This window comes from Streptomyces avidinii (assembly GCF_045161815.1).
Classification (GTDB): Bacteria; Actinomycetota; Actinomycetes; order Streptomycetales; family Streptomycetaceae; genus Streptomyces; species Streptomyces avidinii.
The window spans coordinates 1,534,759-1,559,658 of sequence record NZ_CP108863.1; the positions used below are offsets into that span (position 1 = coordinate 1,534,759).

General features: G+C 72.7%; 23 protein-coding genes and 1 pseudogene. 10 read left to right on the top strand and 14 right to left on the bottom strand.

Annotated features, from left to right (window positions below; genetic code table 11):
* Positions 1–99: 99 nt before the first annotated feature.
* A complete protein-coding gene (locus OG373_RS07005; RefSeq protein ID WP_405436740.1) occupies positions 100–672 on the top strand; it encodes a hypothetical protein in 573 nt (190 codons plus the stop codon).
* Positions 673–770: 98 nt separating this feature from the next.
* Here the strand turns inward: OG373_RS07005 and OG373_RS07010 are convergent, their stop codons facing one another.
* The gene (locus OG373_RS07010) at positions 771–1,289 is read right to left on the bottom strand and encodes a hypothetical protein (protein WP_030389015.1); all 519 of its coding nucleotides are present in this window, start codon (positions 1,287–1,289) and stop codon (positions 771–773) included.
* 365 nt (positions 1,290–1,654) lie between these two features.
* On the opposite strand from OG373_RS07010, the gene OG373_RS07015 reads away from it, so the two are divergent.
* A complete protein-coding gene (locus tag OG373_RS07015) occupies positions 1,655–2,317 on the top strand; it encodes a class F sortase (protein ID WP_405436742.1) in 663 nt (220 codons plus the stop codon).
* Positions 2,318–2,347: 30 nt separating this feature from the next.
* On the opposite strand, the gene OG373_RS07020 is transcribed toward OG373_RS07015, so the two are convergent.
* Together OG373_RS07020 and lysX are read right to left on the bottom strand one after the other, a co-directional pair.
* The gene (locus tag OG373_RS07020) at positions 2,348–3,232 is read right to left on the bottom strand and encodes a polysaccharide deacetylase family protein (protein ID WP_405436744.1); all 885 of its coding nucleotides are present in this window, start codon (positions 3,230–3,232) and stop codon (positions 2,348–2,350) included.
* Positions 3,233–3,363: 131 nt separating this feature from the next.
* Positions 3,364–6,675 carry a bifunctional lysylphosphatidylglycerol synthetase/lysine--tRNA ligase LysX gene (gene lysX / locus OG373_RS07025; protein ID WP_405436745.1) on the bottom strand — a complete coding sequence of 1,104 codons (3,312 nt, stop codon included), beginning with the start codon at positions 6,673–6,675 and terminating at the stop codon, positions 3,364–3,366.
* A gap of 60 nt (positions 6,676–6,735) precedes the next feature.
* On the opposite strand from lysX, the gene OG373_RS07030 reads away from it, so the two are divergent.
* Positions 6,736–7,197, top strand: coding sequence for a universal stress protein (locus OG373_RS07030; RefSeq protein WP_405436746.1), 462 nt, complete (start codon positions 6,736–6,738; stop codon positions 7,195–7,197).
* A 29-nt stretch (positions 7,198–7,226) separates the two neighbouring features.
* Here the strand turns inward: OG373_RS07030 and OG373_RS07035 are convergent, their stop codons facing one another.
* Positions 7,227–8,426 carry a CapA family protein gene (locus OG373_RS07035; protein ID WP_405436747.1) on the bottom strand — a complete coding sequence of 400 codons (1,200 nt, stop codon included), beginning with the start codon at positions 8,424–8,426 and terminating at the stop codon, positions 7,227–7,229.
* Positions 8,427–8,822: 396 nt separating this feature from the next.
* On the opposite strand from OG373_RS07035, the gene OG373_RS07040 reads away from it, so the two are divergent.
* The 3 genes from OG373_RS07040 (at position 8,823) to OG373_RS07050 (ending at position 10,961) form a co-directional block, all read left to right on the top strand.
* On the top strand, positions 8,823–9,395 hold the full coding sequence (locus OG373_RS07040) for a sigma-70 family RNA polymerase sigma factor (RefSeq protein ID WP_051779660.1): 573 nt from the start codon (positions 8,823–8,825) through the stop codon (positions 9,393–9,395).
* Positions 9,396–9,624: 229 nt separating this feature from the next.
* Positions 9,625–10,089, top strand: coding sequence for a hypothetical protein (locus tag OG373_RS07045; protein ID WP_397737394.1), 465 nt, complete (start codon positions 9,625–9,627; stop codon positions 10,087–10,089).
* A 218-nt stretch (positions 10,090–10,307) separates the two neighbouring features.
* Positions 10,308–10,961: a GNAT family N-acetyltransferase gene (locus OG373_RS07050; protein ID WP_405436749.1), complete on the top strand. Its 654-nt coding sequence runs from the start codon at positions 10,308–10,310 to the stop codon at positions 10,959–10,961.
* Between the two features lie 325 nt (positions 10,962–11,286).
* Here the strand turns inward: OG373_RS07050 and OG373_RS07055 are convergent.
* Positions 11,287–11,709, bottom strand: a pseudogene (locus OG373_RS07055) (DUF4267 domain-containing protein); the annotation flags it as partial.
* A 218-nt stretch (positions 11,710–11,927) separates the two neighbouring features.
* The gene (locus tag OG373_RS07060) at positions 11,928–12,374 is read right to left on the bottom strand and encodes an anthrone oxygenase family protein (protein WP_405436751.1); all 447 of its coding nucleotides are present in this window, start codon (positions 12,372–12,374) and stop codon (positions 11,928–11,930) included.
* Between the two features lie 88 nt (positions 12,375–12,462).
* On the opposite strand from OG373_RS07060, the gene OG373_RS07065 reads away from it, so the two are divergent.
* Positions 12,463–13,041, top strand: a complete 579-nt coding sequence (locus OG373_RS07065; RefSeq protein WP_405436753.1) for a TetR/AcrR family transcriptional regulator — start codon at positions 12,463–12,465, stop codon at positions 13,039–13,041.
* A gap of 177 nt (positions 13,042–13,218) precedes the next feature.
* Here the strand turns inward: OG373_RS07065 and OG373_RS07070 are convergent, their stop codons facing one another.
* From OG373_RS07070 to OG373_RS07095, 6 genes are all read right to left on the bottom strand, one after another.
* Entirely contained in the window at positions 13,219–13,608 is a 390-nt protein-coding gene (locus tag OG373_RS07070) for a hypothetical protein (RefSeq protein WP_397729410.1), read from the bottom strand.
* 26 nt (positions 13,609–13,634) lie between these two features.
* A complete protein-coding gene (locus OG373_RS07075; protein WP_405436755.1) occupies positions 13,635–14,495 on the bottom strand; it encodes an Fpg/Nei family DNA glycosylase in 861 nt (286 codons plus the stop codon).
* Positions 14,496–14,515: 20 nt separating this feature from the next.
* Positions 14,516–15,769, bottom strand: a complete 1,254-nt coding sequence (locus tag OG373_RS07080) for a hypothetical protein (protein ID WP_405436757.1) — start codon at positions 15,767–15,769, stop codon at positions 14,516–14,518.
* A gap of 90 nt (positions 15,770–15,859) precedes the next feature.
* Entirely contained in the window at positions 15,860–16,582 is a 723-nt protein-coding gene (locus OG373_RS07085; RefSeq protein WP_405436759.1) for a hypothetical protein, read from the bottom strand.
* Between the two features lie 441 nt (positions 16,583–17,023).
* Positions 17,024–19,087, bottom strand: a complete 2,064-nt coding sequence (locus OG373_RS07090) for a SpoIIE family protein phosphatase (RefSeq protein ID WP_405436761.1) — start codon at positions 19,085–19,087, stop codon at positions 17,024–17,026.
* Positions 19,088–19,094: 7 nt separating this feature from the next.
* A complete protein-coding gene (locus OG373_RS07095; RefSeq protein WP_405436763.1) occupies positions 19,095–20,366 on the bottom strand; it encodes a DUF6777 domain-containing protein in 1,272 nt (423 codons plus the stop codon).
* Between the two features lie 164 nt (positions 20,367–20,530).
* On the opposite strand from OG373_RS07095, the gene OG373_RS07100 reads away from it, so the two are divergent.
* The 3 genes from OG373_RS07100 to OG373_RS07110 are packed head-to-tail and all read left to right on the top strand — an operon-like array spanning position 20,531 to position 23,462.
* Complete coding sequence (locus OG373_RS07100; RefSeq protein WP_405443966.1) at positions 20,531–21,472, top strand: YndJ family protein; 942 nt, start codon at positions 20,531–20,533, stop codon at positions 21,470–21,472.
* Positions 21,469–22,002: a DUF1990 family protein gene (locus OG373_RS07105; RefSeq protein ID WP_405436764.1), complete on the top strand. Its 534-nt coding sequence runs from the start codon at positions 21,469–21,471 to the stop codon at positions 22,000–22,002. The genes OG373_RS07100 and OG373_RS07105 overlap by 4 nt, the downstream gene beginning before the upstream one ends.
* Before the next feature lie 20 nt (positions 22,003–22,022).
* Positions 22,023–23,462, top strand: a complete 1,440-nt coding sequence (locus tag OG373_RS07110; RefSeq protein ID WP_405436766.1) for a lipase maturation factor family protein — start codon at positions 22,023–22,025, stop codon at positions 23,460–23,462.
* On the opposite strand, the gene OG373_RS07115 is transcribed toward OG373_RS07110, so the two are convergent.
* The gene (locus tag OG373_RS07115) at positions 23,448–24,431 is read right to left on the bottom strand and encodes a reductase (protein ID WP_405436768.1); all 984 of its coding nucleotides are present in this window, start codon (positions 24,429–24,431) and stop codon (positions 23,448–23,450) included. The two genes, OG373_RS07110 and OG373_RS07115, sit on opposite strands and share 15 nt — an antisense overlap.
* 180 nt (positions 24,432–24,611) lie before the next feature.
* On the bottom strand, positions 24,612–24,785 hold the full coding sequence (locus OG373_RS07120) for a hypothetical protein (protein ID WP_189969287.1): 174 nt from the start codon (positions 24,783–24,785) through the stop codon (positions 24,612–24,614).
* Between the last annotated feature and the right edge of the window lie 115 nt (positions 24,786–24,900).

The window sequence follows — 24,900 nt, forward strand, 5'->3', positions numbered from 1 at the left end:
CACCGCACCCGGACCTAGCGTGTCGGACATCGAGGCGCACGACCCCCCACGTGCGGAAACCGTTCCGCGGCTGCTCCTCGGGGATCCGGAGAATCAATCATGGGTGCGATACCTACCTCCGCCACCGCCCTGCTCAGCGCCGGCGCCACGGGCGCCGTACTCGCGCTCGGCGCCCTCGGCGCGCCCGCCGCGACCGCGGCCGAGGACCGGCCCACGATCACCTCGTTCGGCTTCACCCTCACACCTTCGACCGTCGCCCCCGGCGGGCAGACGGTCCTCGCGGTCAGCCGCTGCAACGCCGCCTACGCCACTGCCTCCTCCGGGGTCTTCGACACCGTGAGCATCGCGCGCGGCCAGACCGTACGGGTCACCGTGGACCGCGACGCGCGGCGCGGAGCGGTCTACTCCGTCTCCTTCACCTGCAACGGCGAGACCGGCCCGGCCGACCTGACAATCGCGGGCGGCACCACGACACCGACCACGAGCTCCACGCGGACCGGCGCGGCCGCCCTCCCGACCCCGTCCTCCGCCCTCGGTGTCCGCGGCGGTCTGGGCGGCAGCGTGGCGGGCATGGACCCCGTGGAGTTCGGCGCCGGCGCCGGCCTGTTCCTCGCCGCCGCGGGCGGCGCCGTGTTCGCACTGCGCCGCAGGGGGTCGGACCGTAGCCACTGAACCCGTCGGGCATCCCCCGCTACCGCCGGTCGCCCCGAGTCCTGACGAGGACTCGGGGCGACCGGCGGTAGCGGGGGAGCTGCGTCCGGGGAGGCCGATCAGGCCCGGCTGCGGAGCGGACGGCGACGGCGCAGCACGTGGGCACCCGCGCCGAGCGCCGCGGCGCCGACGAGTCCCGCGCCGATGGCGGTCTCGGCGGTGGACGGGCCGATGGACCCGCCGATGCCGCCCTGCGAGGGGTTGCCCTCCAGGATCGTGAAGCGGTGCGTGGCGACCAGGTTGCTGTCGTTGCACTTGACCGACAGCGTGTGGTGACCCGGGGAGGCGTGGTTGAAGATCCGGACGGTCGCGAAGCCGATCGAGCCCGCGGAGAGGTTGGCCGGCGGAAAGTTTCCGTGCGAGGTGACGGTGCCGCCGTGACCGCAGCCCGCGGCGCTCACCTGCATCGTGGATCCCTGGTGCACGGAGTACGGGTTGACGGAGATGTTGCTGGGGCCGTTCCCACCCCCGTTCCCACCCCGGCCCCCGGGGTCCTGGTTCGCCGAGGCGAGTGGGGCACTGAGGCCGATCGCGGCGCAGGCTGCCGCCGTCACGGTAAGAGCGCGCAAGACACGCATGGTGGAACCTCCAGCGGGAAGCGCCCCGGAGCGTCGGCCCCGGATGATCGACGAGAACGCCTCCCACGTCGAACCCTCGGGCGGACCCGCAATCTCCGCATTTCCGGCTTTGGGCCGCCCGGTTGAGCGACACGCCGAAGCACGGGAAATGCAACTGACGGATCCGCAGGTCACGACCCGTCAGGCATTTATGTGACGATTACCTGGATGGCCGCACCCCGTCCGGCTCCCTCCGGGTGGCGGCCACCCGTTCGCCCCCTCCCCCCTCGCCGTCCTGCCGACTCAGCCTTAGCGTGCGTGAAGTAGGGCGTACAGGGGCGGGACAGGAACGCGGGTCGGGACCCCCGCGTCGGGAAGGGAGAACGATGGGCGAGGACGAGACCGGGCAGTCACGCAAACGCTCACCGTGGGGCGTGCTCGCCCTGGTCATGCTCACCGGCCTCGCCATGGTGCGAAACGGTGTGGCCGTCGGCGACGGGCCGCCCCAGCCCACCGCGGCCTCGGCCGTCGCGGTGACGGCGGACCAGTTGCCGGCGAATCCACCGACGCCGCCGGCGGACATGGAGGTGCTGGAGCACTCTTCGGTGCAGCGCATCCGGATTCCCACGATCAACGTGGACGCGCCGGTGATGACGGTCGGGCTGGACGCGGAGGGCTGGATCGACGCCCCGCCCCCGCAGGACCGCAATCTCGCCGGCTGGTACCTCAACGGCATCTCGCCGGGTCAGCGGGGCTCGGCGGTGATCGTGGGGCACGTGGACAACGCGCAGGGCCCCACGGTCTTCTACGGCCTGGGCTCGGTCAAACCGGGCCAGCAGGTCGAGGTGGAGCGGTACGACGGCCGGACGGCGGTGTTCGAGGTGTACGGCGTGGAGGTGTTCTCCAAGGAGGCCTTCCCCGGAGCCCGGGTGTACGGGGACACCGGGCACGCCGAACTCCGGGTGATCACCTGCGGCGGCGGATACTCGAAGGCCCGCGGCTACGACGGCAACGTGGTCGTCTTCGCCCGCATGGTGGCGACCCGCTGAGCGGGTGAGTATCCGCCGGGCGGCGCCGGTTCAGCGGGGCGGTAGCGCCGGGAGGGTCATCCGGTAGCCCCGCGCCAGCAGTTGGGGCAGGTACGAGGAGATCGCCTGGACGCTCTGCGACCGGTTGCCGCCCGCGTCGTGCGAGAGGACGATCACGCCGGGGGCGGCGCCGCCCATGACCCTGGAGATGATCGTCGGGGTCCCCGGTTCCTTCCAGTCCAGGGTGTCCACGGTCCAGGCGAGCGGCTCCATGCCCAGCTCGGCCCCGATCTCGAAGGCGGCCCGGTTCCAGGCCCCGTAGGGCGCCCGGAACCACAGCGGCGCCTCGCCGATGGCCTGCTGCACGACCTCGCTCGTGCGGCCGATCTCGGAGGCGAGGGCGGGCCGGCTGAGCTTGGGGATGAGCGGGTGGGTCCAGGTGTGGTTGCCGATGACGTGGCCCTCGGCGACCATCCGGCGCAGCAGGTCCCGGTTCTCGGTGGCCATCTCCCCGCAGACGAAGAACATGGCGCGTACGCCGTAGCGGGCGAGGGTGTCGAGGATGGCAGGGGTGTAGCGGGGGTCCGGGCCGTCGTCGAAGGTGAGCACCATGCCCCCCGACGCGGCCGCCTCGGCGGGGAGTTCCAGGATGGGCCGGTTCCGTACGGCCGGCTTGACGGCGGCCGGCCGCATCGGCTCCTCGGCGGTCATGGGGCGCAGCCGGTACGACTTCTCGGGCAGCGCCTGCGCCCGCAGCCCCGGTGCGCCGGCCGCGGGCTGCGCCCCGGGCCCGGCCTGCGGCCCGCTCCCGCCGCCCGCTCCGGGGGCAGCGTCCTCACCACCCACGCTGAGCAGTCCGGAGGCGGCGGCGACTCCGAGGAAGACAGCGGTACGCAGGACCGTGCGCCGCCCTACTGTCGGCTCGTCATTTTTCATTATTACTACGTATCAACGACATCGCCGAAGTTGTCGAGAGGCGCGGAAGCGCCCTCTCCCCCTCACCCGGTCGGCCCACGGGCCACGACCGCCGCGCCCCGGGCGACGCCTCCGCGGCCGGGTCGCCCCGGTCAGCCGCGGCGGACCAGCGGGAAGGGGAGCGTCTCGCGGATCGTCAGGCCGGTCAGGAACATGACGAGGCGGTCCACGCCGATACCGAGGCCGCCGGTGGGCGGCATCGCGTACTCCAGGGCGTCCAGGAAGTCGTTGTCGAGCTCCATCGCCTCCGGGTCGCCGCCTGCCGCGAGCAGGGACTGGGCGGTGAGGCGGCGGCGCTGTTCCACCGGGTCGGTCAGCTCCGAGTAGGCGGTGCCCAGTTCGGTGCCGAAGGCCACCAGGTCCCAGCGCTCCGCCAGCCGGGGGTCCCGGCGGTGCTGGCGGGTGAGCGGGGAGACGTCGGTGGGGAAGTCCTTGTAGAAGGTGGGCAGCTTGGTGCGCTCCTCGACCAGGCGCTCGTACATCTCCAGCACCACGTCGCCGCGGGTGTCCTCGGGGGCGTGCGGGACGGACGCCCGGTCGCACAGCCTGCGCAAAACGTGTTCCTCGGTGTCGGCGTCCACCTCCTCCCCGAGGGCCTCGCTGATGGCCCCGTACATGGTCTTGACCGGCCAGGTTCCGGAGATGTCGTGGACGACGAGCTTCCCGTCCGGCCCCGCCTTGTGCGCGACGGGCGAGCCGAAGGCGGCGGTCGCGGCGCTCTGGATCAGCTCGCGGGTGAGGTCGAGCATCACGTCGTAGTCGGCGAAGGCCTGGTAGGCCTCCAGCATCGTGAACTCGGGGTTGTGCTTGTAGGAGACGCCCTCGTTGCGGAAGGTGCGGCCCATCTCGAAGACCTTCTCCATGCCGCCGACGCAGAGCCGCTTGAGGTAGAGCTCGGGCGCGATGCGCAGGTACAGGTCGAGGTCGTAGGCGTTGATGTGGGTGCGGAAGGGCCGGGCGTTGGCGCCGCCGTGGATCTGCTGGAGCATCGGGGTCTCGACCTCCAGGTAGCCGCGGTCGAGGAGTCCCTGGCGCAGGGCCTGGACCGCGCCGGAGCGGGCCCGTACGACGTCGCGGGCCTCGGGGCTCGCGACGAGGTCGAGGTAGCGGCGCCGGACCCGGGCCTCCGGGTCGGCGAGGCCCTTGCGCTTGTCGGGGAGGGGGCGCAGGCACTTGCCGGTGAGCTGCCAGGAGCGGACCACGAGGGACAGTTCGCCGGCCCTGCTGGCGCCGACCTCACCGCTGACGAGCACGTGGTCACCGAAGTCGACCTGGGAGGTGAACGAGTCCAGTACGTCGGCGCCCGCCTCGTCGCGGGTCAGCATCAGCTGGATGTCGCCGGACCAGTCGCGCAGGACGGCGAAGACCACGCCGCCGAGGTCGCGCACGAGCATCACGCGCCCGGCGAGCGTGGCCTCGGCGCCGGTCCGGGCGCCCGGCGGGTGGCCGGGGTGGGCCGCCTTCAGCTGCGCGACGGTGTGCGTGCGCGGGCGGATGCCCACCGGGTAGGGGTCGGTGCCCGCGGCGCGGATGCGGTCCAGTTTGGCGTGGCGGACGCGGACCTGTTCGGGCAGCCGCTCGGCCGGGGCCCCCGCGGTCTCCTGCTCCACCGCGTCCAGGCCGAGGGAGTCGATGGAGGGCAGTCCCTCGGTGGTGGCGGGGGCGGTGAGGCCCTTGGGGTGGCCGTTGCCCCACAGGGTGCGCAGGCTGGGTACGGAGACGAAGCCCTCGGCGATGCCGGAGGCGAGGCTGACCCGGGCGAGCGAGCCGGCGTCCTGGTAGCAGAGGAACCGCGGGTACCACTCGGGGTTGTACTTGACGTTCGAGCGGTACAGCGCCTCCAGCTGCCACCAGCGGGAGAAGAACAGCAGGAGCTTGCGCCACAGTTTCAGCACGGGCCCGGCACCGATCCGGCCGCCCTCCTCGAAGGCGGAGCGGAAGACGGCGAAGTTCAGGGAGATCCGGTGCACGCCGAGGCCGGGGGCCGCGGCGCAGAGCTGGGCGACCATGAACTCCATGACCCCGTTGGGGGCGGTGCCGTCGCGGCGCATCAGGTCGAGGGAGATGCCGTCCTTGCCCCAGGGGACGAAGGAGAGCAGGGCGATCAGCTCGCCCTTGTCGTCGAAGGCCTCGACCAGCAGGCAGTCTCCGTCGGCGCGGTCGCCGAGCCGGTCCAGGGCCATGGAGAAGCCGCGTTCGGTCTCGGTGTCGCGCCATTTGTCGGCGCTCTCCACGATCATCTGCATCTCGTCCTCGGAGAGGGCGGAGTGGCGGCGGATGACGGTGGTGGCCCCGGTGCGCCGGACCCGGTTGACGGCCTGGCGGGTGACGCGCATGTCGCGGCCGTCGAGGTCGAAGTGGGCCACGTGCAGGATGGCTTCGTCGCCGAGTTGCAGGGCGCCGAGTCCGGAGCGGGCGTAGGCGGTGGCGCCGTCCTCGGAGGCGCCCATGACGGCGGGCTGCCAGCCGTAGCGGCGGGCCACGGCCAGCCAGGCGTCGATGGCGCCGGTCCAGGCCGCGGGGTCGCCCACCGGGTCCCCGCTGGCGAGGCAGACGCCGGCCTCGACGCGGTAGGTGACGCCGGCCTTGCCGTTGGGGGCGAAGACGACGGCCTTGTCGCGCCGGGTGGCGAAGTAGCCGAGGGAGTCGTTACGTCCGTAGGCACCGAGGAGGGCGCGGATCCGGGGTTCCTCGTCCCCGTGCAGGGCGGCGGTCAGGCGCTGGGAGCGGAAGAGGGTCATGGCCGCGTTCAGCAGGGCGACGGCGCCGAAGAGGCCGAGCAGGAAGGAGAGCGGGCGGGGTGGGCGGCCGTCGAACTCCCGGGCGGAGAAGAGACCGCCGAATACCTCCTTGGCGGCCCAGTCCAGCCATTGGCCCTTGGGCAGGGTGCCGGGGAAGAGGGCGACGAGCGCCCAGCCCGCGAGTACGGCGGCGAGCAGGCCGAGGCCGAGGACGAACAGCGCGTGCCACAGGGCTCCGGGGCGGGAGGCGGCGTAGAACTCGTCGCGGGCGGCGATCAGCACGGCCAGCGCGGCAACCGCGATGACCATGGAGGGGACGCCGATCCAGTACTCGCCGACGGCCATCTCCAGCACGTCGTCGACGATCAGCAGGGCCAGATAGGTGATGACGATCCACCAGGCGACCTTCTTGCGGGTGCCGAGTGCGGCGGCCAGGAGGAAGAGGAAGACGGCGTAGGCGAGGTTCGCGCTGACCGGGACGACGATCAGGTCGAGGAAGCGCACGATGTGCCGCAGGAGCCGGCGCAGCGTGGGCGAGAGCGCGAGCAGGGCGCACAGCAGGCCGAGCGCTCCGAAGAACGCGCCGAATCCGTCGGGCACCCGGTTCAGGAAGCGGTTCCGGGTCCCGTGCTTCTCCTCCACGGTGGCACTGATGGCACTCATGGTTCGCACTGTAGGGAGGGCGGCGTCGGCGCGCGCGGCGAGCCGCCTATCCTCGGCAGGGTGACGGAGCACGTGAACACGGCATTCGAACGCGGTACGGACGGCCCGAAGGTGATCCTGGCCGGGGTGGACGGATCGGAGTCCTCACTGCGTGCCGCGGCGTACGCGGCGGGGCTGGCCCGGCGGCAGAACGCCCTGCTGGCTCTGGTGTACGTCCAGCCGGTGATCGCGGCCGGGGCGGCGCTGGGAGCGCCGGTCGCGGACACCACCGGGGAGATCGCGGAGGGCCTGGTGGCCGAGATCCGCGCGTCGGCGGAGCGGCTCAAGGGCATCTACGAGGTCCGCTGGCAGTTCCACACCTTCCGCGGCGACCCGTACGCCGGTCTGGTGAGCGCGGCGGACGAACTGATGGCGGACGCGGTGGTGGTCGGCGCCTCCGAGCAGGCGGGCCATCGCATCGTGGGGTCGGTGGCGATCCGTCTGGTCAAGGCGGGCCGCTGGCCCGTCACCGTGGTTCCGTAGCCTCCCGGGTCCCCGGCCCCTCCCCCGTCCTACTTGCCCATGGTCAGGCCGTCCTTGGCGGCGCCGCGGCTGAGTACGGCCTCGGTGATGGCGTCCCGGGCGCTCTCGTAGTCCTCGCGACCGGGGTCCTTGGCGAGGGCGTCGGGCAGGTGGACGACGCGGCCCGCGGACAGGTCCATCATCTGCGGCACGAACTCGGCCTTGGTGACCTGCCAGCGCTGCCCGGCGGCGGCGGGCGGGGCGAAGGTGAAGCGGCCGATCGACCCGTAGTTGCCCCGCATGTCGCGCGCGCCGGTGTAGTTGAACATCTCGCCCGCGACCTGGTCGCCCATGCCGTAGACGATCCAGGTCCCGTTGACCTTCTCGTAGGGCTGCGGAATGTGCGCGTGGGTCCCGAGGATCATGTCGATGTCGGGGCGGCCGCCGCTCTGCGAGGCGGTCAGCGCCCTGCCGAGCGAGAGCTGGGTCTCGTCCGGTGCGGTCTCCCACTCCGTGCCCCAGTGCACGCTCACCAGGACCACGTCCGCGCCCGCCTTCCGGGCGGCCCGCGCATCCGTGATGATCTTGTCCTGCTTCATCGGGTTGACCGCCCACGGCTGGCCCTCGGGCAGCGGATAGCCGTTGGTGTCGTAGGTGTAGGCGAGGTGGGCGACCTTGGCGGAGCCCGCGCCGTACAGGGTGACCGTGGCCGCCTCGGCGGCCGTGCGGGCCGAGCCGGCGTGCTTCAGGCCGACCTTGTCGAAGCGGTCGAGCGTGCGGCGCAGCCCCGCGGCGCCGTCGTCGAGCGTGTGGTTCGAGGCCGTGGAGCAGCCGTCGTACCCGGCGTCCTTCAGCCCGTCGGCGACCTCCGGCGGGGATTTGAAGGCCGGGTAGCCGGAGAAGGGCCCGCCTTCCTCGCCGTAGATGGTCTCCATGTGGCAGAGGGCGAGGTCGGCGCCGGAGACCACGGCCTTGACGCCGGAGAACATCGGCCTGAAGTCGTACCCGTCGCCCTCCGCGTCGTTCGCCGCGCGCTGGATGACGGAGGTGTGCGGGAGTACGTCTCCGCTCGCGACCAGGGTGAAGCCCTTGGCGGAGGACGGTCCGGCGGCGCTGGAGGGGGCGGCCGGTGCGCCGGATTCCCCGAGGCGGGCCGGTGCGGGGCTTCCGCCGGCCGAACATCCGGCGGCGGCGGACAGCAGTACGGCCGTCAGGAGGGCGAGCACCTGCGGCCGGATTCGCGTGGTCATGTGCCCGACTCCCATTAATGCGATTATCTGACGTGTGATCACAAGCAATCCATACAACTACACGCCGTAAGTCAAGGAACGGATCCGCAGCACCGGCACGGACCCACCCGAACGGCGGACACGCCCGGACACGCCCGGGCGCGAGCGGACGTGGACCACGGGCAGGGCTGCCGGGTCGGGCCGTCGGGTATCAGCGCAGGGCTGCCGGGTCGCCGTGCAGAGCTACCGGGCGGGCGGCGGCGGCGTCTGCCGTTCGCCGCGCCGTTCGACCGTTCACCGACCCGCACGGCCGCCCGGCGGCCGACCCGGGTGCTTGGGCGCAACGCCGCGGCCGGACGGTTCCGGGTCGGCTCCGTGCAGGTCAGGGTGGACGGGACGCCGCCCCATGCCGCCCCCATGGCCCCCCACGCACCCCGGAAGGAGCCCCTCGTGCCGCTCTCCCCCACCCTCCCGCGTACGGATCCCGAGGCACTGGCCGAACTCCAGCGCGACCACGGGCGGGCCCTGTTCGGATTCCTGGTCGGCCTCACGGCCGGGGACGCCCAGCGCGCGGAGGACCTCGTGCAGGAGACCCTCGTACGGGTCTGGCAGCACCCGGAGGCCCTGGCCAGCGGGCACGACTCCATGCGGCCCTGGCTGTTCACGGTGGCCCGGCGGCTCGCGATCGACGCCCGCCGGGCGCGGCTGTCACGGCCGCTGGAGGTCGACCCGGAGGGACTGGAGCAGGCGCCCGAGCCCCAGGACGCGGTGGCCGGTTCGGTCACGGCGATCGACGTCCGGCGGGCCGTGGGGTCCCTGGGACCGGAGCACCGTGAGGTGCTGATGCAGGTCTACTTCCGCGACCGGTCGGTGGCCGAGGCCGCCGCGGAGCTCGGCATCCCGGCGGGCACCGTCAAGTCCCGTACGTACTACGCCCTCCGCGCCCTGCGGAAGGGCCTCCACGGGTACGGGTACGATCTCGGCGCCTGACCTCGCCGCCCGCGGGGAAGGTCGGGTAACGCCGTGAATGGATGCGGATCGGACATAAAACGCGTCGTTTTCGGCATTAGAGCGTGCAAGTTGAGTAAACATCCCCCGCTCCGCGAGCCGCTCGGTGAAGGCTCAGGGTTGACGACGGGACGCTCGACGCGCGGGAGAAGGTGGAACGGTGCAGCCCGAGGGTAGTAACGGCACCAGTGACGGCGGGCTCGCGGTGCCCATGGCCTGGCTGTACGCCGAGTACATCGCGGACGAACTGCTGCGCACGGGCCGGCTGATCCCGGTCAGCACCCTGGAGTTCCGGGCCGGACGGGACACGCTCGCCCTGACGATCTACCTCTCGGACGCGGCCGGCGAGCTCTCCGGGATCCGGGTGGTCTCGCAGCTCGACGAGTGGCTGTCGCTCACGGCGTACGGACACCCCTGGCGCGACTGGGTGCACACCCGGTTCCTCGCGCTCGGCGAGGAGGCCCGGGAACGCGGCGACGGCGGGGACCCCGACCTGGAACTGGCCCGGGCGGCGTGGCGCTGGCTGGACAGCACCGAGCTGTTCGCGACGAACCTCGACCCCGGCAGGCCCGACCACGACGACCTCCCGCCCGGGCTGGACGAAAACGCCCGCGTATGGACCCCCGCCTGGCAACTCGGCCTGCCGTTGGGACACTTGGCGATGCATCTGTTCTGACCCCTGGGCGCACCGAGCGGAACCCGCGTTCTCCATCAGCTCACGATCCGGCCCTCGGCATGATGACGTGGGGATCCAGCACGCCGATCCGCATCCGCGGGTCCTGAACCGCTCGTGCCCCTTGGCCGAGCGACCTGCTCCTGTGGTCAAACCCCGCCCCCTTCACGTAAGTTCCACCATGAACTAGCACCTATTACCACTCAGGGGGGCGGGCGGCGATGCCGGACACCAGGATCAGTGAGCTCGTGCGGATGTGGATCGACGGCTGGGTCGTCTCCCGCGGCAGCTCGGACCCGATCGACGAGCCGTGGGGGTGGACGATCGACGTCGGGCAGTCCAAGCACGTCGCCCGGCACGTGCTGCCGGAGCCCTCCGAGGCCGACGTGCGCAAGATCGTCGCCGCGACGAGCGCGCCCGGGACATGGCTGAAGCTGTTCGCCGAGGACCGGGCGGTCCTGCCCTGGGTCGGGCCGGACTGGCGGCTCGATCGTCCCGGTTTTCTGATGACCTGCCGCCTGGCACCGGAGCGTCCCGAGATGCCGGCCGGTTACACGCTGACCAGTTGGACCCGGGGCGGCGTCGCCCGGGTGCTGGTCCGCACGCACGCCGGGCACTTCGCCGCCCGCGGACAGATCGCCCGGGCAGGCGCCCATGTCGTGGTCGACCAGGTCGAGACCGCAGCCGAGCACCGGCGCAAGGGCCTCGGCGGCCTGGTGATGGGCACGCTGCAGAGCACCGCGTACGAGGCCGGCGCAAGGACCGGCCTCCTGGTCGGCACGCCCGAGGGCCGGGCGCTCTACTCCTCGCTGGGCTGGACCGTGCACTCCCCGATGGCGAGCCTCTGGTACGAGCCGTCGGACGCCGCCCAATGAACCGAACAGGACGCCACGGGCCCACCCCACCGGACTCCACCCGCGCGGTGTCCTCCTGTGGCTCCACCAGGGCGCACATCGGGTCGTGACCAACGAGTCGCGCCGGTATGGGCCGGCGAGGTAGCTGTCCGGGGCGGTGAGGACCTCGCCCTCGAACTGCTGCCGCAGGTCTTGAGGTACGGCCGTACTCGCCGATCGGCAGGTGAGGCTCGATGAACTCCGACTCTTCGTCGGTCAGTTGCGCGCGTCACGCACGACGGTCTACCGGGTCAGGGCCAGGAACGGGGGCCAAGCCCATGGATTGGCCACGGCCCGATCCGCGCTGGGCGGGCTGCGGGGCGGGCGTTCCCGGAGCGGCCGCGACGTTGCGGGTCTCGCGCAGGATCAGCAGGCCGTTGACCACCATCAGTGTCGCGGTCAGGCAGTGGACGCCGAGCGCCGTGGCCACGGAGCCGTGGTGGGCCAGCACGTTGACCATGTCACCGTACGCGGCGAGTGCTTCCATCAGCAGCACCCAGCCCAGCGCCCGGCGGTGACCCGTCACCAGCAGGATGCCCAGAACCAGGGCCAGGACGACGTCGCGGATTCCCTTGATGATCAGGAAGCCGTCGCCGTCGCCGGACGGCCAGCTCGGCAGGCCGTATCCCGGCGCCGTCGTCTCCGGGCTCAGAATGTACTCCGTCCCGAACCAGAGGATGAAGAGGATGAAGGCGGCGGCCAGGGCGGTGTTGATCTTCTTCAGCGACATTGTCCTTCTCCGTACGAGTCTTCGTCAGTTTGGTGAGCTTCCTGGAGCCTGCCGAGTCGTGAGGGGCCCGATCAGGCCGCGTGGACGCGGCCGATCGAGAGGCGCAGCTTGCCGGGATCGCAAGTGTGGGATCTGACCGGCAGCCGCATTCCACCCTGACGGGGCAGAAGCCGTCGACATACAGGGGCGAACCAGTGCAGGTCGGGGCAGCGGCGGTATCATGCGAGGGCGGCGACCAGCAGGGTGAACGCGGCGACGATGACGGCGACGCGGATGTAGTGGAAGCGGTTCCAGCGGTGCAGCTGCTCCTTCCAGTCGGCGGGCCGGTTCTCGGGGGTCCAGGTCTTGTTCCGGTTGTTGATCGGGACGAGCAGCAGGATCGACATGACCACGCTGAGGATCAGCAGCCCGGCGGCGGTGACGACGAGTCCGGCGCCTTGGTGGTGCCATCCGGCAACGGCCCAGATCGCGCTGAGGACGATCGAGCCGATGTACCAGAACGGCATCAGGGCGCCGAGCATCCGGCCTCCGTGGGCGTGACCGAGCTGGCCGCTGTCCTCGGGGAGCGCGTCCAGGATCCGGTTCATGATGAAGGCGACGGAGAACTCCACCCCCACCATCAGGCCGACGACGACGGTGGTGACGACCTCGAGTGTGCTGAGCATGACGATCCCTCCGAGCTAGCGCTGCTTGGTGATGAGGCAACGCTAGTACTACTGCCGCTCGGTTGTCTAGCGATGCTAGGATCGATTCATGTCAGTACAGGAACGCAAGGAGCGCGAACGGGCGGAGCGCGAGCGCCTCATCGTGGCGACGGCCCGCGAACTCGCCGAGCAGCAGGGCTGGGACGCAGTCACCACCCGCCGGCTCGCCGAGCGCATCGAATACAGCCAGCCCGTCCTCTACAGCCACTTCCGCGGCAAGCGCGAGATCATCGGCGCCGTAGCCCTGGAAGGCGCCGCCGAGATGGCAGCGGCGGTGCGTGCCGCGGCCTCCAGAGCGAACGGCCCGCGCGAGCGGGTCGCCGCCCTCGCCCGCGCCTACCTCGACTTCGCCGAGCACAACCCGGCGGTCTACGACGCCCTGTTCCAGCTCGACGGCGGCCTGGCGTACGCGCAGGAGGACACCCCCGAGCCGCTGAAGGACGCTTTCGCCGCCCTGTTCGAGTGCCTCGCCGAGGTCGCCGGAGACGGCGTCAACCCGGGGATGTTCACCGAGGTGTTCTGGGCGGCGCTGCACGGCCTGGCGACCCTGACCCGAGCGGGCCGCCTGCTGCCCGAGGACGCCGAGCCGAGGGTGGAGCTGTTGGTGGACCGGCTCGCCATGGTCTGACACACCGTCCCGGCGGGCACGCGGGCGGGGCGCTCGGGCCCCGCCCGCGTGCCCGCCTGCAGCAACGCTTCCGATCACTGGCACCCACACGGAACGCAGCCGCAGATCGCCGGCCCCCGCACCCCGGACGGGACACCCACCCATCAGCCGCGTCAACAACCCTGCTGGTCAATACGCCTAGGGGGCCCGGTCGGCCGGATCCATCACCAAGCCGGTGAAAGCGGCCTCGTTGCGCTCCGCCCGGGTGACGTACCACCGGGCCACGATCCACATCACCGGGTAGACCAGCAGGCCGAGCGCCACCCAGATCAGCGGCCCCGACGCGTCGTGCGACAGCGCGAACACCAGCGGCAGGGACCCCACCAGGGACACGAGCGCGGCCAGTGCGCCCAGCGCCGCGCGCAGTTGGCTGCGCATGAGGGCCCGTACGTAGGTGGCCCCGAGGGTGGTCTGCTCGGAGATCTCCGAGCGGGCGGGAGTGTGCGCGGGCGCCCGGCGGCGGGTGCCCCGGGGGACCCCGGTGACGATCTCGCGCCGGGGCGGCGACTGCTGCTGCTCCTCGGCCATGGTGCGGGAGTCTACGCAGCGCCCGCCTATTTGAGGAGGCGCGAGAGCCTCCGGTCGGCGAGCGGCTTGCCGCCAGTCTGGCAGGTGGGGCAGTACTGGAGCGAGGAATCGGCGAAGGACACCGAGCGGACGGTGTCCCCGCACACCGGACACGGCTCCCCGGCCCGGCCGTGCACCCGCAGTCCGCTCCTCTTCTCCGCCTTGAGCTTTCCGGCGGCCACCCCGTGGGCCCGGCCGACCGCCTCGCGCAAGGTGCCCTGTACGGCGTCGTAGAGCTGGGTGAGCTGCTCCTCGGTGAAGGACGCGGCGAGCTTGAACGGCGAGACCCTCGCCGCGTGCAGGATCTCGTCGCTGTACGCGTTGCCGATGCCCGCGATCACGCTCTGGTCCCGCAGCACGCCCTTGATCTGGCGCCGCTCCCCCGCGAGCAGCGCGGCGAAGGCGTCCCGGTCGAAGCCCTCGGCGAGCGGATCCGGGCCGAGGCGGGTGATGCCGGGCACCTCCTGCGGGTCGTGGACCACGTACACGGCGAGGCGCTTCTGGGTCCCGGCCTCGGTGAGGTCGAAGCCTCCGCCGCCCACGAGGGAGACGCGCAGCGCGAGCGGCCCCTTGCCGGGGCGCGGCGGCTGCGCGGGCAGGGTGTCCTGCCAGCGCAGCCAGCCGGCCCGGGCCAGGTGCGTGACGAGGTGGAGCTCACCGACCGGCACGGCCAGGAACTTGCCGTACCGGGCGGTGGTCCCGGCCGGCTGCCCTTCGAGGGCGGTGAGCGGCGGGTCGTAGGTCTTGAGCACGCTCACGGCGAGCGGGAGGACGCTCTCGACCACCCGCCCGGTGAGGTGCTCGTCGAGGTACTCCCGCAGGGCCTCGACCTCGGGCAGCTCCGGCATGGTCCCAGCCTGCCGCCGCCTCAGGCGAAGCGCGAGCTGGGCACCGGCCCGGGTGAGGCGACGCGGTCGCGCGGTGCCGTGAGCCAGTCGGCGGCGACGGCGGCCGCGAAGTCCCGGAAGGCCCCGTCCGGGTCGGGCGGGGTGGCGCCGTCACCCTCGTCCGGGCCGGCGGCGGCCGCGGCGATGTCCAGGGCGATCTCCTCCTCGGGCCGCTGGTCGTCCTTCCAGGGCGGGGAGGCGAACTGGCACAGCAGTGTGCTGAAGTCCGCGCTCACCGCGGGCGGATCGGTCCAGCAGGTGGCGTGCTCGGACAGGATCTGCCCGTCGGCTCGCGCGTGCAGGGTGCGTACGAGGTCCGGATCGGCCGCGTTCAGGTCGTACGCGACGACGAGGGTGTCCGTACGGGCGGGCTCGTACGGTACGGCGGGCAGCTCCAGCACCCGGGCCGCGGCGAGCCCGAGGATCCGGTCGGACCGGCCGGGCAGCAGCGAGACCGTGGCGGGCCGGCGCCCGGCGGCCTCCAGGGCGAGCGCCAGGCGGGCCAGGCCGTGGCGGCACTGTTCGTGGGTGTCCCCGAGGTAGGCGTACCGGCCGGTCATCCCGGCGTCCCAGCCGTACGGGGAGAGGGTGCCCAGGAGGCCGCCGGTGAGGCCGTAGTGCCAGCCGCGCAGGTCGGTGCGGCCGAGCGGATCGGCATGGCCGGCCGCGCTCCGGGCCCGGCGGGCCCGGCCGGTGCGGGCCAGTCGGCGGACCTGGCGGTCGTGGGCGCCCGACCACTGCGGGTCCTCGGGGGCGGGCAGACCGCGGCCGACGCGCTCGGCGGTGTCCAGATCGCCGGCCAGCAGGGTGTGGTGCACGAGGAGGTACGTCTCGGGCCAGGCGGGCAGTTCCCCGCCCCGGCCGGAGAGCAGCGCGGCGGCCTCGGTGTGCCGGTTCTCGTCCTCCAGGGCGGACACCAGCTCGGCGAGGAGCGGCCGCGAGTCGGGGAGCAGCCGGAGCGCCTCGCGCAGCGGTGCGACGGCGAGGAAGGCGACGCCGCGCTCGACGCAGGCGTAGCCGAAGTCGTAGAGGGCCTGGGGCTCGCCGGGCCGCTTGGCGGCGGCCTTGGCGGCGCCGGCCAGGTCCTTGAACCCGGCGGCGTCGGCCAGGGCCCGGGCGGCCTTGGCGAGTTCGGGGACCGGCGCCGTCTCGGCGTGCGGCCGCAGGGACCGTACCGCTCCGGGAAGGTCGTCCTTCTTCAGGAATCGGCGTACTTCATCTATGGCGTTGGTCATCGCCCCCGATCCTCACGGACCCCCGCCGCGCCCGCAACGGACTTTCCGAAGCGGTGGGGCGGCGGGGGGCCTCGGGGCGTCGTGGTCGGATCAGCCGGTGAAGATCCAGCCGAGCTGGCCGCCGGAGGTCTGGCCCTCGCAGTTCGTGGCGTTGGACTCGAAGAACTCCCGCTGCTTGCCGACCATGCAGCGCATCAGCGGCGCGCTGCCCACGTCGGCCGGCTGGCCCGGGTAGAACCAGCCGAGCCGGGAGACATAGGTCTGGCCCTCGCAGTTCACGTCGCCGGAGAGGAAGTTGTCCTTGCGGACGACGCAGTGGTAGAGCGGCACCGTCCCCTCGCGGGGGCTCGTGTAGAGCCGGCCGAGGCCGCCCTCGACGCGGTAGCCCGGCGGGACGTTCCAGACGGTGCTGATGTGCTCGCCGTTCGGCCCGATCAGGCGGTTGAGGGTGCGGGTCGGGGTGCTCACCGCGGGATCACCGCTGCAGGTGGCCTTGATCATGGCGTTGTAGTAGTTGCCGGTCACGTACTGGAAGATCGGCCCCTCCGTCACCCGGCACTGGGAGCCGGCGAAGCCGAGCTCGGCGGCCTGCCGGGCGAGGTGGTCCCGGGCGGCGGCCTCGGCGATGTTCCGGGGGCCGCCGCCCATACCGGTCAGGTAGACCACGACGGGGCCGACGTCGGCGGCGGACGCGGGTGCGGTGACCGGTGCGGCGGCGGGTGCGGCAGTGGCCGGCGCGGCTGCCGTCATGGCGGCGGCCAGTACGGCGGCGAGGGAGAGGAGTGAGGTGCGGAGGCGAGAGGTGCGGTGCAAGTCCTGGCTCCTGGTCGTCGGCCGCGGCGCCGGTGGGCGGCCGCGGGGTGAGCGACGGTGCGTAGCGCCCTGTCGGGCGGCGCACGGCCATTCCACCCGGCGGTTGCGTGTAGGAGCCAGGAGTTCTTCGGCCGATCGGGGACGAAAAGCCGCCACGGGGGTCAGGTACGGGCAATCACCGCGTACCGCTCGTCGATGACGGGCCCGCCCCCGCCCGACTCGGCGCCCCCCGCCGAGCGGTTCGACGCGCCGGGTGCCCCTCGCACAGCGTGGTGCCCGGCAGGTGCCGACGGAGCACGGCACCGCAACGCGGCCGCAAGTTTCGCCCGGCCCCGCTCCCCCATCCGGGGCCCCGGTCCGGTCCCGGCGACCCGGCACGGCAGCCGACGCCGACCCTGTAGGCCGCCCCGAAGCGGATCCCCCGCGGGCCGGGGCCTCGGGTCAGCCCATGATGAATTCGCACCAGACGCACTTGCCACCGCCCCGGGGCTCCACGCCCCAGACGTCCGCCAGGCGGTCCACCAGCATCAGGCCGCGGCCCGAGACGCCCGACTCGCCCGCCTCACGGCGGCGCGGCAGGGCGCTGGAGCGGTCCTCGACCTCCACCCGGAGTCTGCGCTGGGGGCCCGCCAGGACCCGTAGGGTCACGATCGCCGGGCCGTCGGTGTGCATCAGGGCGTTCACGATCAGTTCGTCCGCGACCAGTTCGATCTCGTCGGCCCGTTCCCGCGCGCCCCACGCGCGCACCGCCGCCCCGATCATGTGCCGGGCGGCCACCAGGGCCTCCGGGTCGCCCGGTGCCACGTGCTGCTGGAGGCGGCCGCCGCCCTCCGGGGCGGCCACCACCTGGCGGCGCAGCAGGAGCAGCGCCATGTCGTCGTCCCCGCCGCGTTCGTCGGCGAGCTCGACCAGCAGGTCCGCCAGGAGTTGCGGGTCCGCCGGTCCGCCGCGGACGTGGGAGCCGAGGAGCTGGATCCCGTCGTCCAGGTCGGCGCCGGGCTGTTCCACCAGGCCGTCCGTGCACAGCAGGAGCGTTTCGCCCGGATCCAGTTCCACCGTGGTCACCGGATACTCCAGGCGGCCGAACTCCGCCGAGAGGCCGAGCGGCATCCCGCCGCTCACCGGCAGCCGGTGGCAGTCCCCGTCGCGGGTGCGCAGCAGCGGGTCGATGTGGCCGGCCCGTACCAGCTGGAGCACGCCCGTCGAGAGGTCCGCCTCCACGTACGTGCACGTCGCGAACCGGTCGGTGTCCAGCTCGTGCAGGAAGACGGAGGCCCGCGCCATGACCGTGCCGGGCGAGTGCCCCTCGGCGGCGTACGCGCGCAGCACGATCCGCAGCTGGCCCATGACCGCCGCCGCGTGCGTGTCGTGGCCCTGGACGTCGCCGATGACCGCGCCGACCCGGCCGCCGGGCAGCGGGATGACGTCGTACCAGTCGCCGCCGATGTCCCGGCCCATCCGGGCGGAGCGGTAGCGTACGGCGATCTCCCCGCCGGACACCGACGGGATCCGGCGCGGCAGCATGGCCTGCTGCAGGCTCTCCGCGAGGTCGTGCTCCTGTTCCAGCAGCATGGCCCGCTGGAGGCTCTGCGCGATGCTGCTGCCCAGGGCGACGAGCAGGTTGCGTTCCTCCTGGGTGAAGCCGTCCTTGTCCTGGTAGAGCAGTCCGATCGCGCCGATCGGGCGGGCCTGGGCGATGAGCGGCAGGTAGGCGGCCGCCGAGATCCGCATGTACGAGATCTTCGCCCAGAGCCCGGGGTAGTCCCGGGCGAACTCCTGCGCCGAGTTCAGGAAGCGCGGCTCCAGCGAGCGGACGACCTCGCTCATCGGGTACTGCTCGTCGATGCGGGTGTAGCGGGTGCCGGGGACGAAGCTGTCCTCCGGGCCCTCGGCGACGAGGTGGATCCGCCCGGCCTCGACGAGGCCCATCACCATGCCCATCGAGCCGAGCCGTTCCAGGCCGTGGGCGTCGCCGATGACGTCGATGACGTCCCGCACGGTGCGGGCGTGCGCGAGGGCGGCGGTGGTGGACTCCACCACCGATGTCTGGCGGCGCCGCTCCTCGTCCAGGCCGAGCCGCTCCGCCGAGTGGCTGAGCTCGTCGGTGGCGTCCCGGACGATGCCGATGATCCGGTACGGGCGGCCGTCCCGGCTGCGCATGACGCGGCCCTGGGTGTGCGTCCAGCGCAGCCGGCCGTCGTGGCAGCGGATGCGGAAGTAGGCGCCGTAGCTGTCCTCGCCGCTCTTGAGGGCGGAGGCGACGAGGGCGTCGAGGCGGTGCCCCTCCGTGGAAGGGACGCGCGGGCTGAGCGATGCCGGCCGGCCGTCGTACTCGTCGGGGGTCGTGTCGAAGACGTCGAGGGCGGCTTCGTCCATGTGCATGAGACCGGTGACCAGGTCCCAGTCGAAACTGCCCATGCGGTTCAGCGACAGCGACCGGTCCGGGTGTGCGGGCCAGTCGTCCGGCAGCGATACGGTGGTCGGCACCGATCCACCATGACACACGGGCCGGTCAGGCGCTCTCCAGCGCGGCCCCCTCGTCCGCGGGCTGCGGCTGCGGCTGCAGGTCCGGGTCCGCGTACGGGTCGGACGGGTTGTAGGGGGTGGAGGGGTCGGACGGCATGTCCGGATTGTAGGGATCTACGGAATCGTTCGGCAGCGGGGCCGATCCGTCGGGCTCCATCGGGTACCCCGGCTCGCCCGGGTCCAGCGGCGGCATGCCGGACTCGGGGTCCGCAGGGAGGGTGCCGGAGGGCGGCTGCTGCTGCGGCCGGGCGGTGGGGTTCGAGGGCACTTCCGGGTTCTGCGGCCGGGTCTGGCCGGGGGAGCTCGGCGGGGCCTGCGGATCTGCCGGGCAGTCCGTCTCTCCGGGGACCGGCCCCGGCGCTGCGTTCGGCGCAACGGGTGCGGCCTGGCTCCGGCAGGGGTCGCCGGTCGTGGTCCCGGGCGGAGTGAGGGGCCCGTCGGGGATGCCGGCGGCCGGGTCGAAGGCGGGCAGGGCCTTCGGCGGCCGGTCCTGGGCGCCGTCGTCCCCCCGTTTGCGCTCGATCCAGGTGTTGTCGGCGATGTTGACGATGACCAGGTTGTTGATCACGTGCGTGGTGGGTTCGATGACGACGACCTGGTTGGCCTGGTAGCCGCTCCAGGGGTCGCCCTTGTGCACCGGGGATCCCTTGGCGGCGCGCGGGGAGGCCAGCGGGTTTCCGCAGCCGCAGCGCACCCGGGGCATGCCGTGCTCGTCCACGAGGACGGCGGTGCCGGCCTGGAGGACGGACTGGAAGCCGTCGGCGCCGCCGTCGCGGAAGGCGTGGTTGGTGACCCGGGTGTCGGCGCGCAGGACGACGGGGGTGAGACCGCGCAGGAACTCGGGGATCTTGGCCGCTTCGATGTTGGAGGCCTCGGCGAAGGCCCGTGCCTTGGCGTCGTCGGCGGTCAGGAAGCGCACCTGCTGTTCCACGTCGCAGCTGCCGAGCCGCTGGGTGCCGCCGTACAGGCCGGGGGTGGCCGCGTTGACGGTGCGGATGCCCTGGCCGGTCGCGTTGGGGAGCGGGGGTTGCACGGGGGCCGACTCGGCGGTGGCCGAGGAGGGGGTGAAGGGGTCGGGGCCGGCGGAGGCGACCGGCTGGAGATAGACCTCCTGGCTCTCCGCTCCGGCGGCCCCCTTCGGCTCCTCCGGGCTGCCGCACGCCGCGGCGAGAAGGCCGAGGAGGGCGAAGAGGGCGGCGCCTGCGGGTGCATGACGACGCGACGCCTGACGAGGTGTCGGAAGTGACGGTCCGTTCACTTAATTCTCCCTTTTCGCCCCGATTTCTCCCTCTTGTCTGCCCCATCCACGCGAGAGCCGCAACCGGAACACATCTTGAACATGTTCAAGGAACGTCGTAGGCTCACCACCGCGAGTTGAACACGTTCAAGGCGGTCGACCGCAGCGCATCGGGGGAGTTCAGGGTGACGGCACTGGTGAACGTGATCGTCACCCTGGGCATGCTCCACGTCCTCCCGGCCGGCCTGCGGCTCATCGACCCTGACCGGTTCCTGCGGACGGCCCGGCTCTGGCCGCTCGCAGCCGCCCCCGGAGCCCTGTCCCTGTGGCTGCCGCGCGGAACGCCCGCCACGGCGCTCGCCGCGCTGTACGCGGTGGCCTGCCTGGCGCTCGCGGTCCGCGCGCCGGTCCGGCTGCTGCGGGCCCGCCCCCTCGACCCGCCCACGATCGCCGTCACCACCGCCCTGGTCTCACCGGCGGTCGCCGCCACCGCCCTGGTGGCAGAGCGCGCCGGGTACCGGCTCTTCGGCTTCGACCTCGACATCCTGGCGCTGACCGTGCCCCACTTCCACTTCGCCGGGTTCACCGCCGCACTGGTCGCCGGGCTGGTGTGCCGCACCCTCGGCGGCCGTGCCGGGACCGGCGGGCTCACGCGCCGGGCCGCGTACAGCGTCCCGGCGGGCACCCTGCTCGTCCTCCTCGGCTACTTCGTCGACGACTGGGCCGAACTGCTGGGTGCGGTGGTCCTGACCGGTGGGATGTGGGCCGTGGCCCTGCTGACCTGGCGGGAGATCCGGCCCGCGACCGGGGACCGCCCCACGCGGATCCTGCTCGCCTCCTCGGCCGTCGTCCTCGTGGCCACCATGCTGCTCGCCCTGTGGTGGGCGGTCGGTGAGGCCACCGGCATCCCGCACCCCACCCTGACCTGGATGGCCGCCACCCACGGCCTCGGGAACGCCCTCGGGTTCGCCCTGTGCTCACTGCTCGCCTGGCGCCGGCTGGCCGCCGACGCCCGTACCCCAGGTGCCCCCACCGCCCCCGACCGCACCACCACCGCACCCACCACCACCACCACCGCACCCACCACCGCGCGCACCCACGCCGATCGACTGGAGACCTCGCCATGACCCGCCTCATCAGCGCCGGCCGGGACACCGTCAACTACCCCGACCGGGGCGCGACGGCCCACCGGCCGCTGCCCGCCGGCTACAACCACCTGCACCACCGCACCCGCCTCGGGCACGGCCGGGCCGTCTTCGAGCGGGCCGGGACCGCCGTCACCACCTTCCACGCCCACCGGACCTCGGGGATGCGCGTACAGGCAGACGTCGGCGCGGTCCGGCCCGGCAGCCGGGTGGTCGTCGGGATCGGCCTCGGTCCGCTGCGGATCGACGCTCCGTGCCAGGTGATCTGGACCGCGTACGAACCCGCCCGCATCGGTTTCGCCTACGGAACGCTGGCCGGGCACCCCGAGTGCGGGGAGGAGTCCTTCATCGTGGACATGGACCCGGACGGCACGGTGTGGTTCACGGTCACCGCCTTCAGCCGCCCGAACACCTGGTACACCCGCCTCGCCGGCCCGGTCGTCCCCTTCCTCCAGCTCCGCTACGCCCGCCTGCTGGGCCACCATCTGCGCAGGCTGGCCGCCACCGGCTGACCGGTCCGATACTGGAGGCGATGGACTGGTTCACGGCACCGGGATACTGGCTCGCCCGGCTGGTCTTCCAGCGGGCCCTGGCCGGGATCTACCTCGTCGCCTTCGTCGGGGCCGCCCTGCAGTTCCGGGCCCTGATCGGGGCGCACGGCATGCTGCCCGTACCGCGCTACGTACGGTACGTGTCCTTCCGACGCGCCCCGAGCCTCTTCCAACTGCGCTACTCCGACCGGCTCTTCGCCGGCTGCGCCTGGGGCGGGGCCGCACTGGCCGCGGCGCTGGCCGCCGGGGCCGGGGACGAGGTGCCGCTGGCTGCGGCCATGGCCATGTGGGCCGCGCTGTGGCTGCTCTACCTCTCGATCGTGAACGTGGGGCAGACCTGGTACTCCTTCGGCTGGGAGTCGCTGCTGCTGGAGGTGGGCTTCCTCGCCGTGTTCCTCGGCAACGCACGGGCCGGACCCCCCGTCCTGGTGCTGTGGCTGCTGCGCTGGGTGCTCTTCCGCGTGGAATTCGGGGCCGGACTGATCAAGCTGCGCGGGGACTCCTGCTGGCGCAAGCTGACCTGCCTGTACTTCCACCACGAGACGCAGCCGATGGCGGGGCCGCTGAGCTGGTTCTTCCACCACCTGCCGAAGCCGCTGCACCGGGTGGAGTGCGCGGCCAACCACGTGACCCAACTGGTCGTCCCGGTGCTGCTGTTCACCCCGCAGCCGGTGGCCTCGTACGCCGCCGGGATCATCATCGCGACGCAGCTGTGGCTGGTGCTGTCGGGCAACTTCGCCTGGCTGAACTGGCTGACGATCACCCTGGCCGTCTCGGCCGTGGACTTCACCGGGATCGCCGGCCCTCCCCCGGCGGCCGCCTCGCGTACGGCTCCGGTGTGGTTCGTGGTCCTGGTGTGCGCGGTGACGGTCCTCGTGCTGTTCCTCAGCCGCCACCCGGTGCTCAACATGGTCTCGCGCCGCCAGGTGATGAACCGCTCCTTCGACGCGCTGCACCTGGTGAACACCTACGGGGCCTTCGGCTCGGTCGGCCGGGTCCGGATGGAGGTGGTGGTGGAGGGCACCGCGGACCGGGTGCCGCGTGCGGACGGGGACTGGCGCGCGTACGGCTTCAAGGGCAAGCCGGGCGAACCGCACCGGATCCCGCGCCAGTTCGCCCCGTACCACCTGCGGCTGGACTGGCTGATGTGGTTCGCGGCGATCTCCCCCGACTACGCGCGGGACTGGTTCGGGCCGTTCGTGGAGCGGCTGCTGGCGGGCGACCGGGACACGTTGCGGCTGCTGCGCGACAACCCGTTCCCGGACGCACCGCCCGTCCATGTCCGGGCCCTGCTGTACCGCTACCGGTTCACGACCTGGCGGGAGCTGCGCGAGACGGGGGCCTGGTGGCACCGCACGCTGGTGCGCGAGTACCTCCCGCCGACCCGCCTCGCGGACGCGCGCCGCTCAGAGCCCGAGTAGCGCCGCCTCCCGCTCCGGGGACAGGCCCGGGGCCGGCCGGTCGGGCCGCTGCGGGGCGATGCCGCCGAGCGTGCGCAGCCAGGCCCAGGTATCGGCCACGGTTTCCTCGACCGGCCGGCACTTCAGGCCGGCGGCCAGCGCCCTGGAGACGTCACCGCCGTGCATGTGGTCGTAGGCCTCCCCCTCGGGCACCCAGATCGGGAGCTCGGTCCAGGGCTCCACGCCCGCCTCCAGGATCCGGGCCGGGTCGGTCCAGCGCAGGTCGGCGCCACCCCCGGTGGTGGCGGCGCAGGCGTCGAGGAGAGTGCCCGTCGTGGCGTGCCCGGCCGGGGAGACCAGGTTGTACGCGCCCCCGAGCCCGGCCGCGGCGGCGTCCAGGGTCCAGCCCGCGAGGTCGCGTACGTCGATGTACTGGAGCGGGAGTTCGCGCGGTCCGGGGGCGAGGACGGGACCGCCTCGGGCGGTGCGGTTCAGCCACCACGGCAGCCGGCCGATGTTCTCGTACGGGCCCAGGATCAGCCCGGCGCGCACCAGAAGGGCGCGGTCGGCGAAGGCGTCCACGGCAGCGAGTTCGGCGCCCCGCTTGTCCTCGGCGTAGGCGGTCGACCCGGCGTCCGGCGAGCCCCCGACGAGGAGGCCGTCCTCGGCGAGGCCGGCGGGGGCGGGGTACGCGTACACCGAGCGGCTGGAGATGTACGCGTAGTGTCCGACGCGGTCGCGCAGCAGGCGGCCGCTGTCGCGTACCGCAGTGGGGGCACCGCCCCAGGTGTCGACGACGAGGTCCCACTCCCCCGCGGCGAGGGCGGCCAGGCCGCCGGGGGCGGTGCGGTCCCCGTGCAGGGCGGAGGTGCCCGGCGGGGGTGCGTGGTTCCCGCGGTGGAAGACGGTCACCTCCCAGCCCCGGGTCAGGGCGTCCTCGGTGATCGCGCGTCCGACGAATTCGGTACCACCCAGCATCAGCAGTTTCATGCACGTCAGCCTGCCGGGGCGGGTGGGGCGGGGGAAGCGGTGATCGCCCTGGGCGATGACGCTCAGGGCGTAGCCGGTCGGGGAACCCGGCCGGACCGGGGCTTCGGAAACACCCCGGCGGGCAGGGCAGCGCCCCCGGTGCGCGTCGGCACGCGGGGGCGCTTGGCACCGCTCTGCGAGCTAGTCGATACCGGGCAGGATGTGCGCTTCCGCCAGGTCGTCCTCGTAGCCGGCCAGCCGGATCGGGGCGGATCGGGCCCAGACCTCAAGGCTTCCGAGTTCGTCGGTCCGGGGCTTCGCCCGGGTTGCCGTCCGCTCCATGACCGTCGGTTCGGGCTTGGTCTTTTCAGTCACCGCGCACTCCTTTGCGTCGCGCAACCCGGCGGGCGACCGCAAGCCGGGCAAGGGATAAAGGGTTTCCGGACGCGGTGGCGCCTTAGTGGAGCGCGGCCCGGATGGGGGCCGTCTT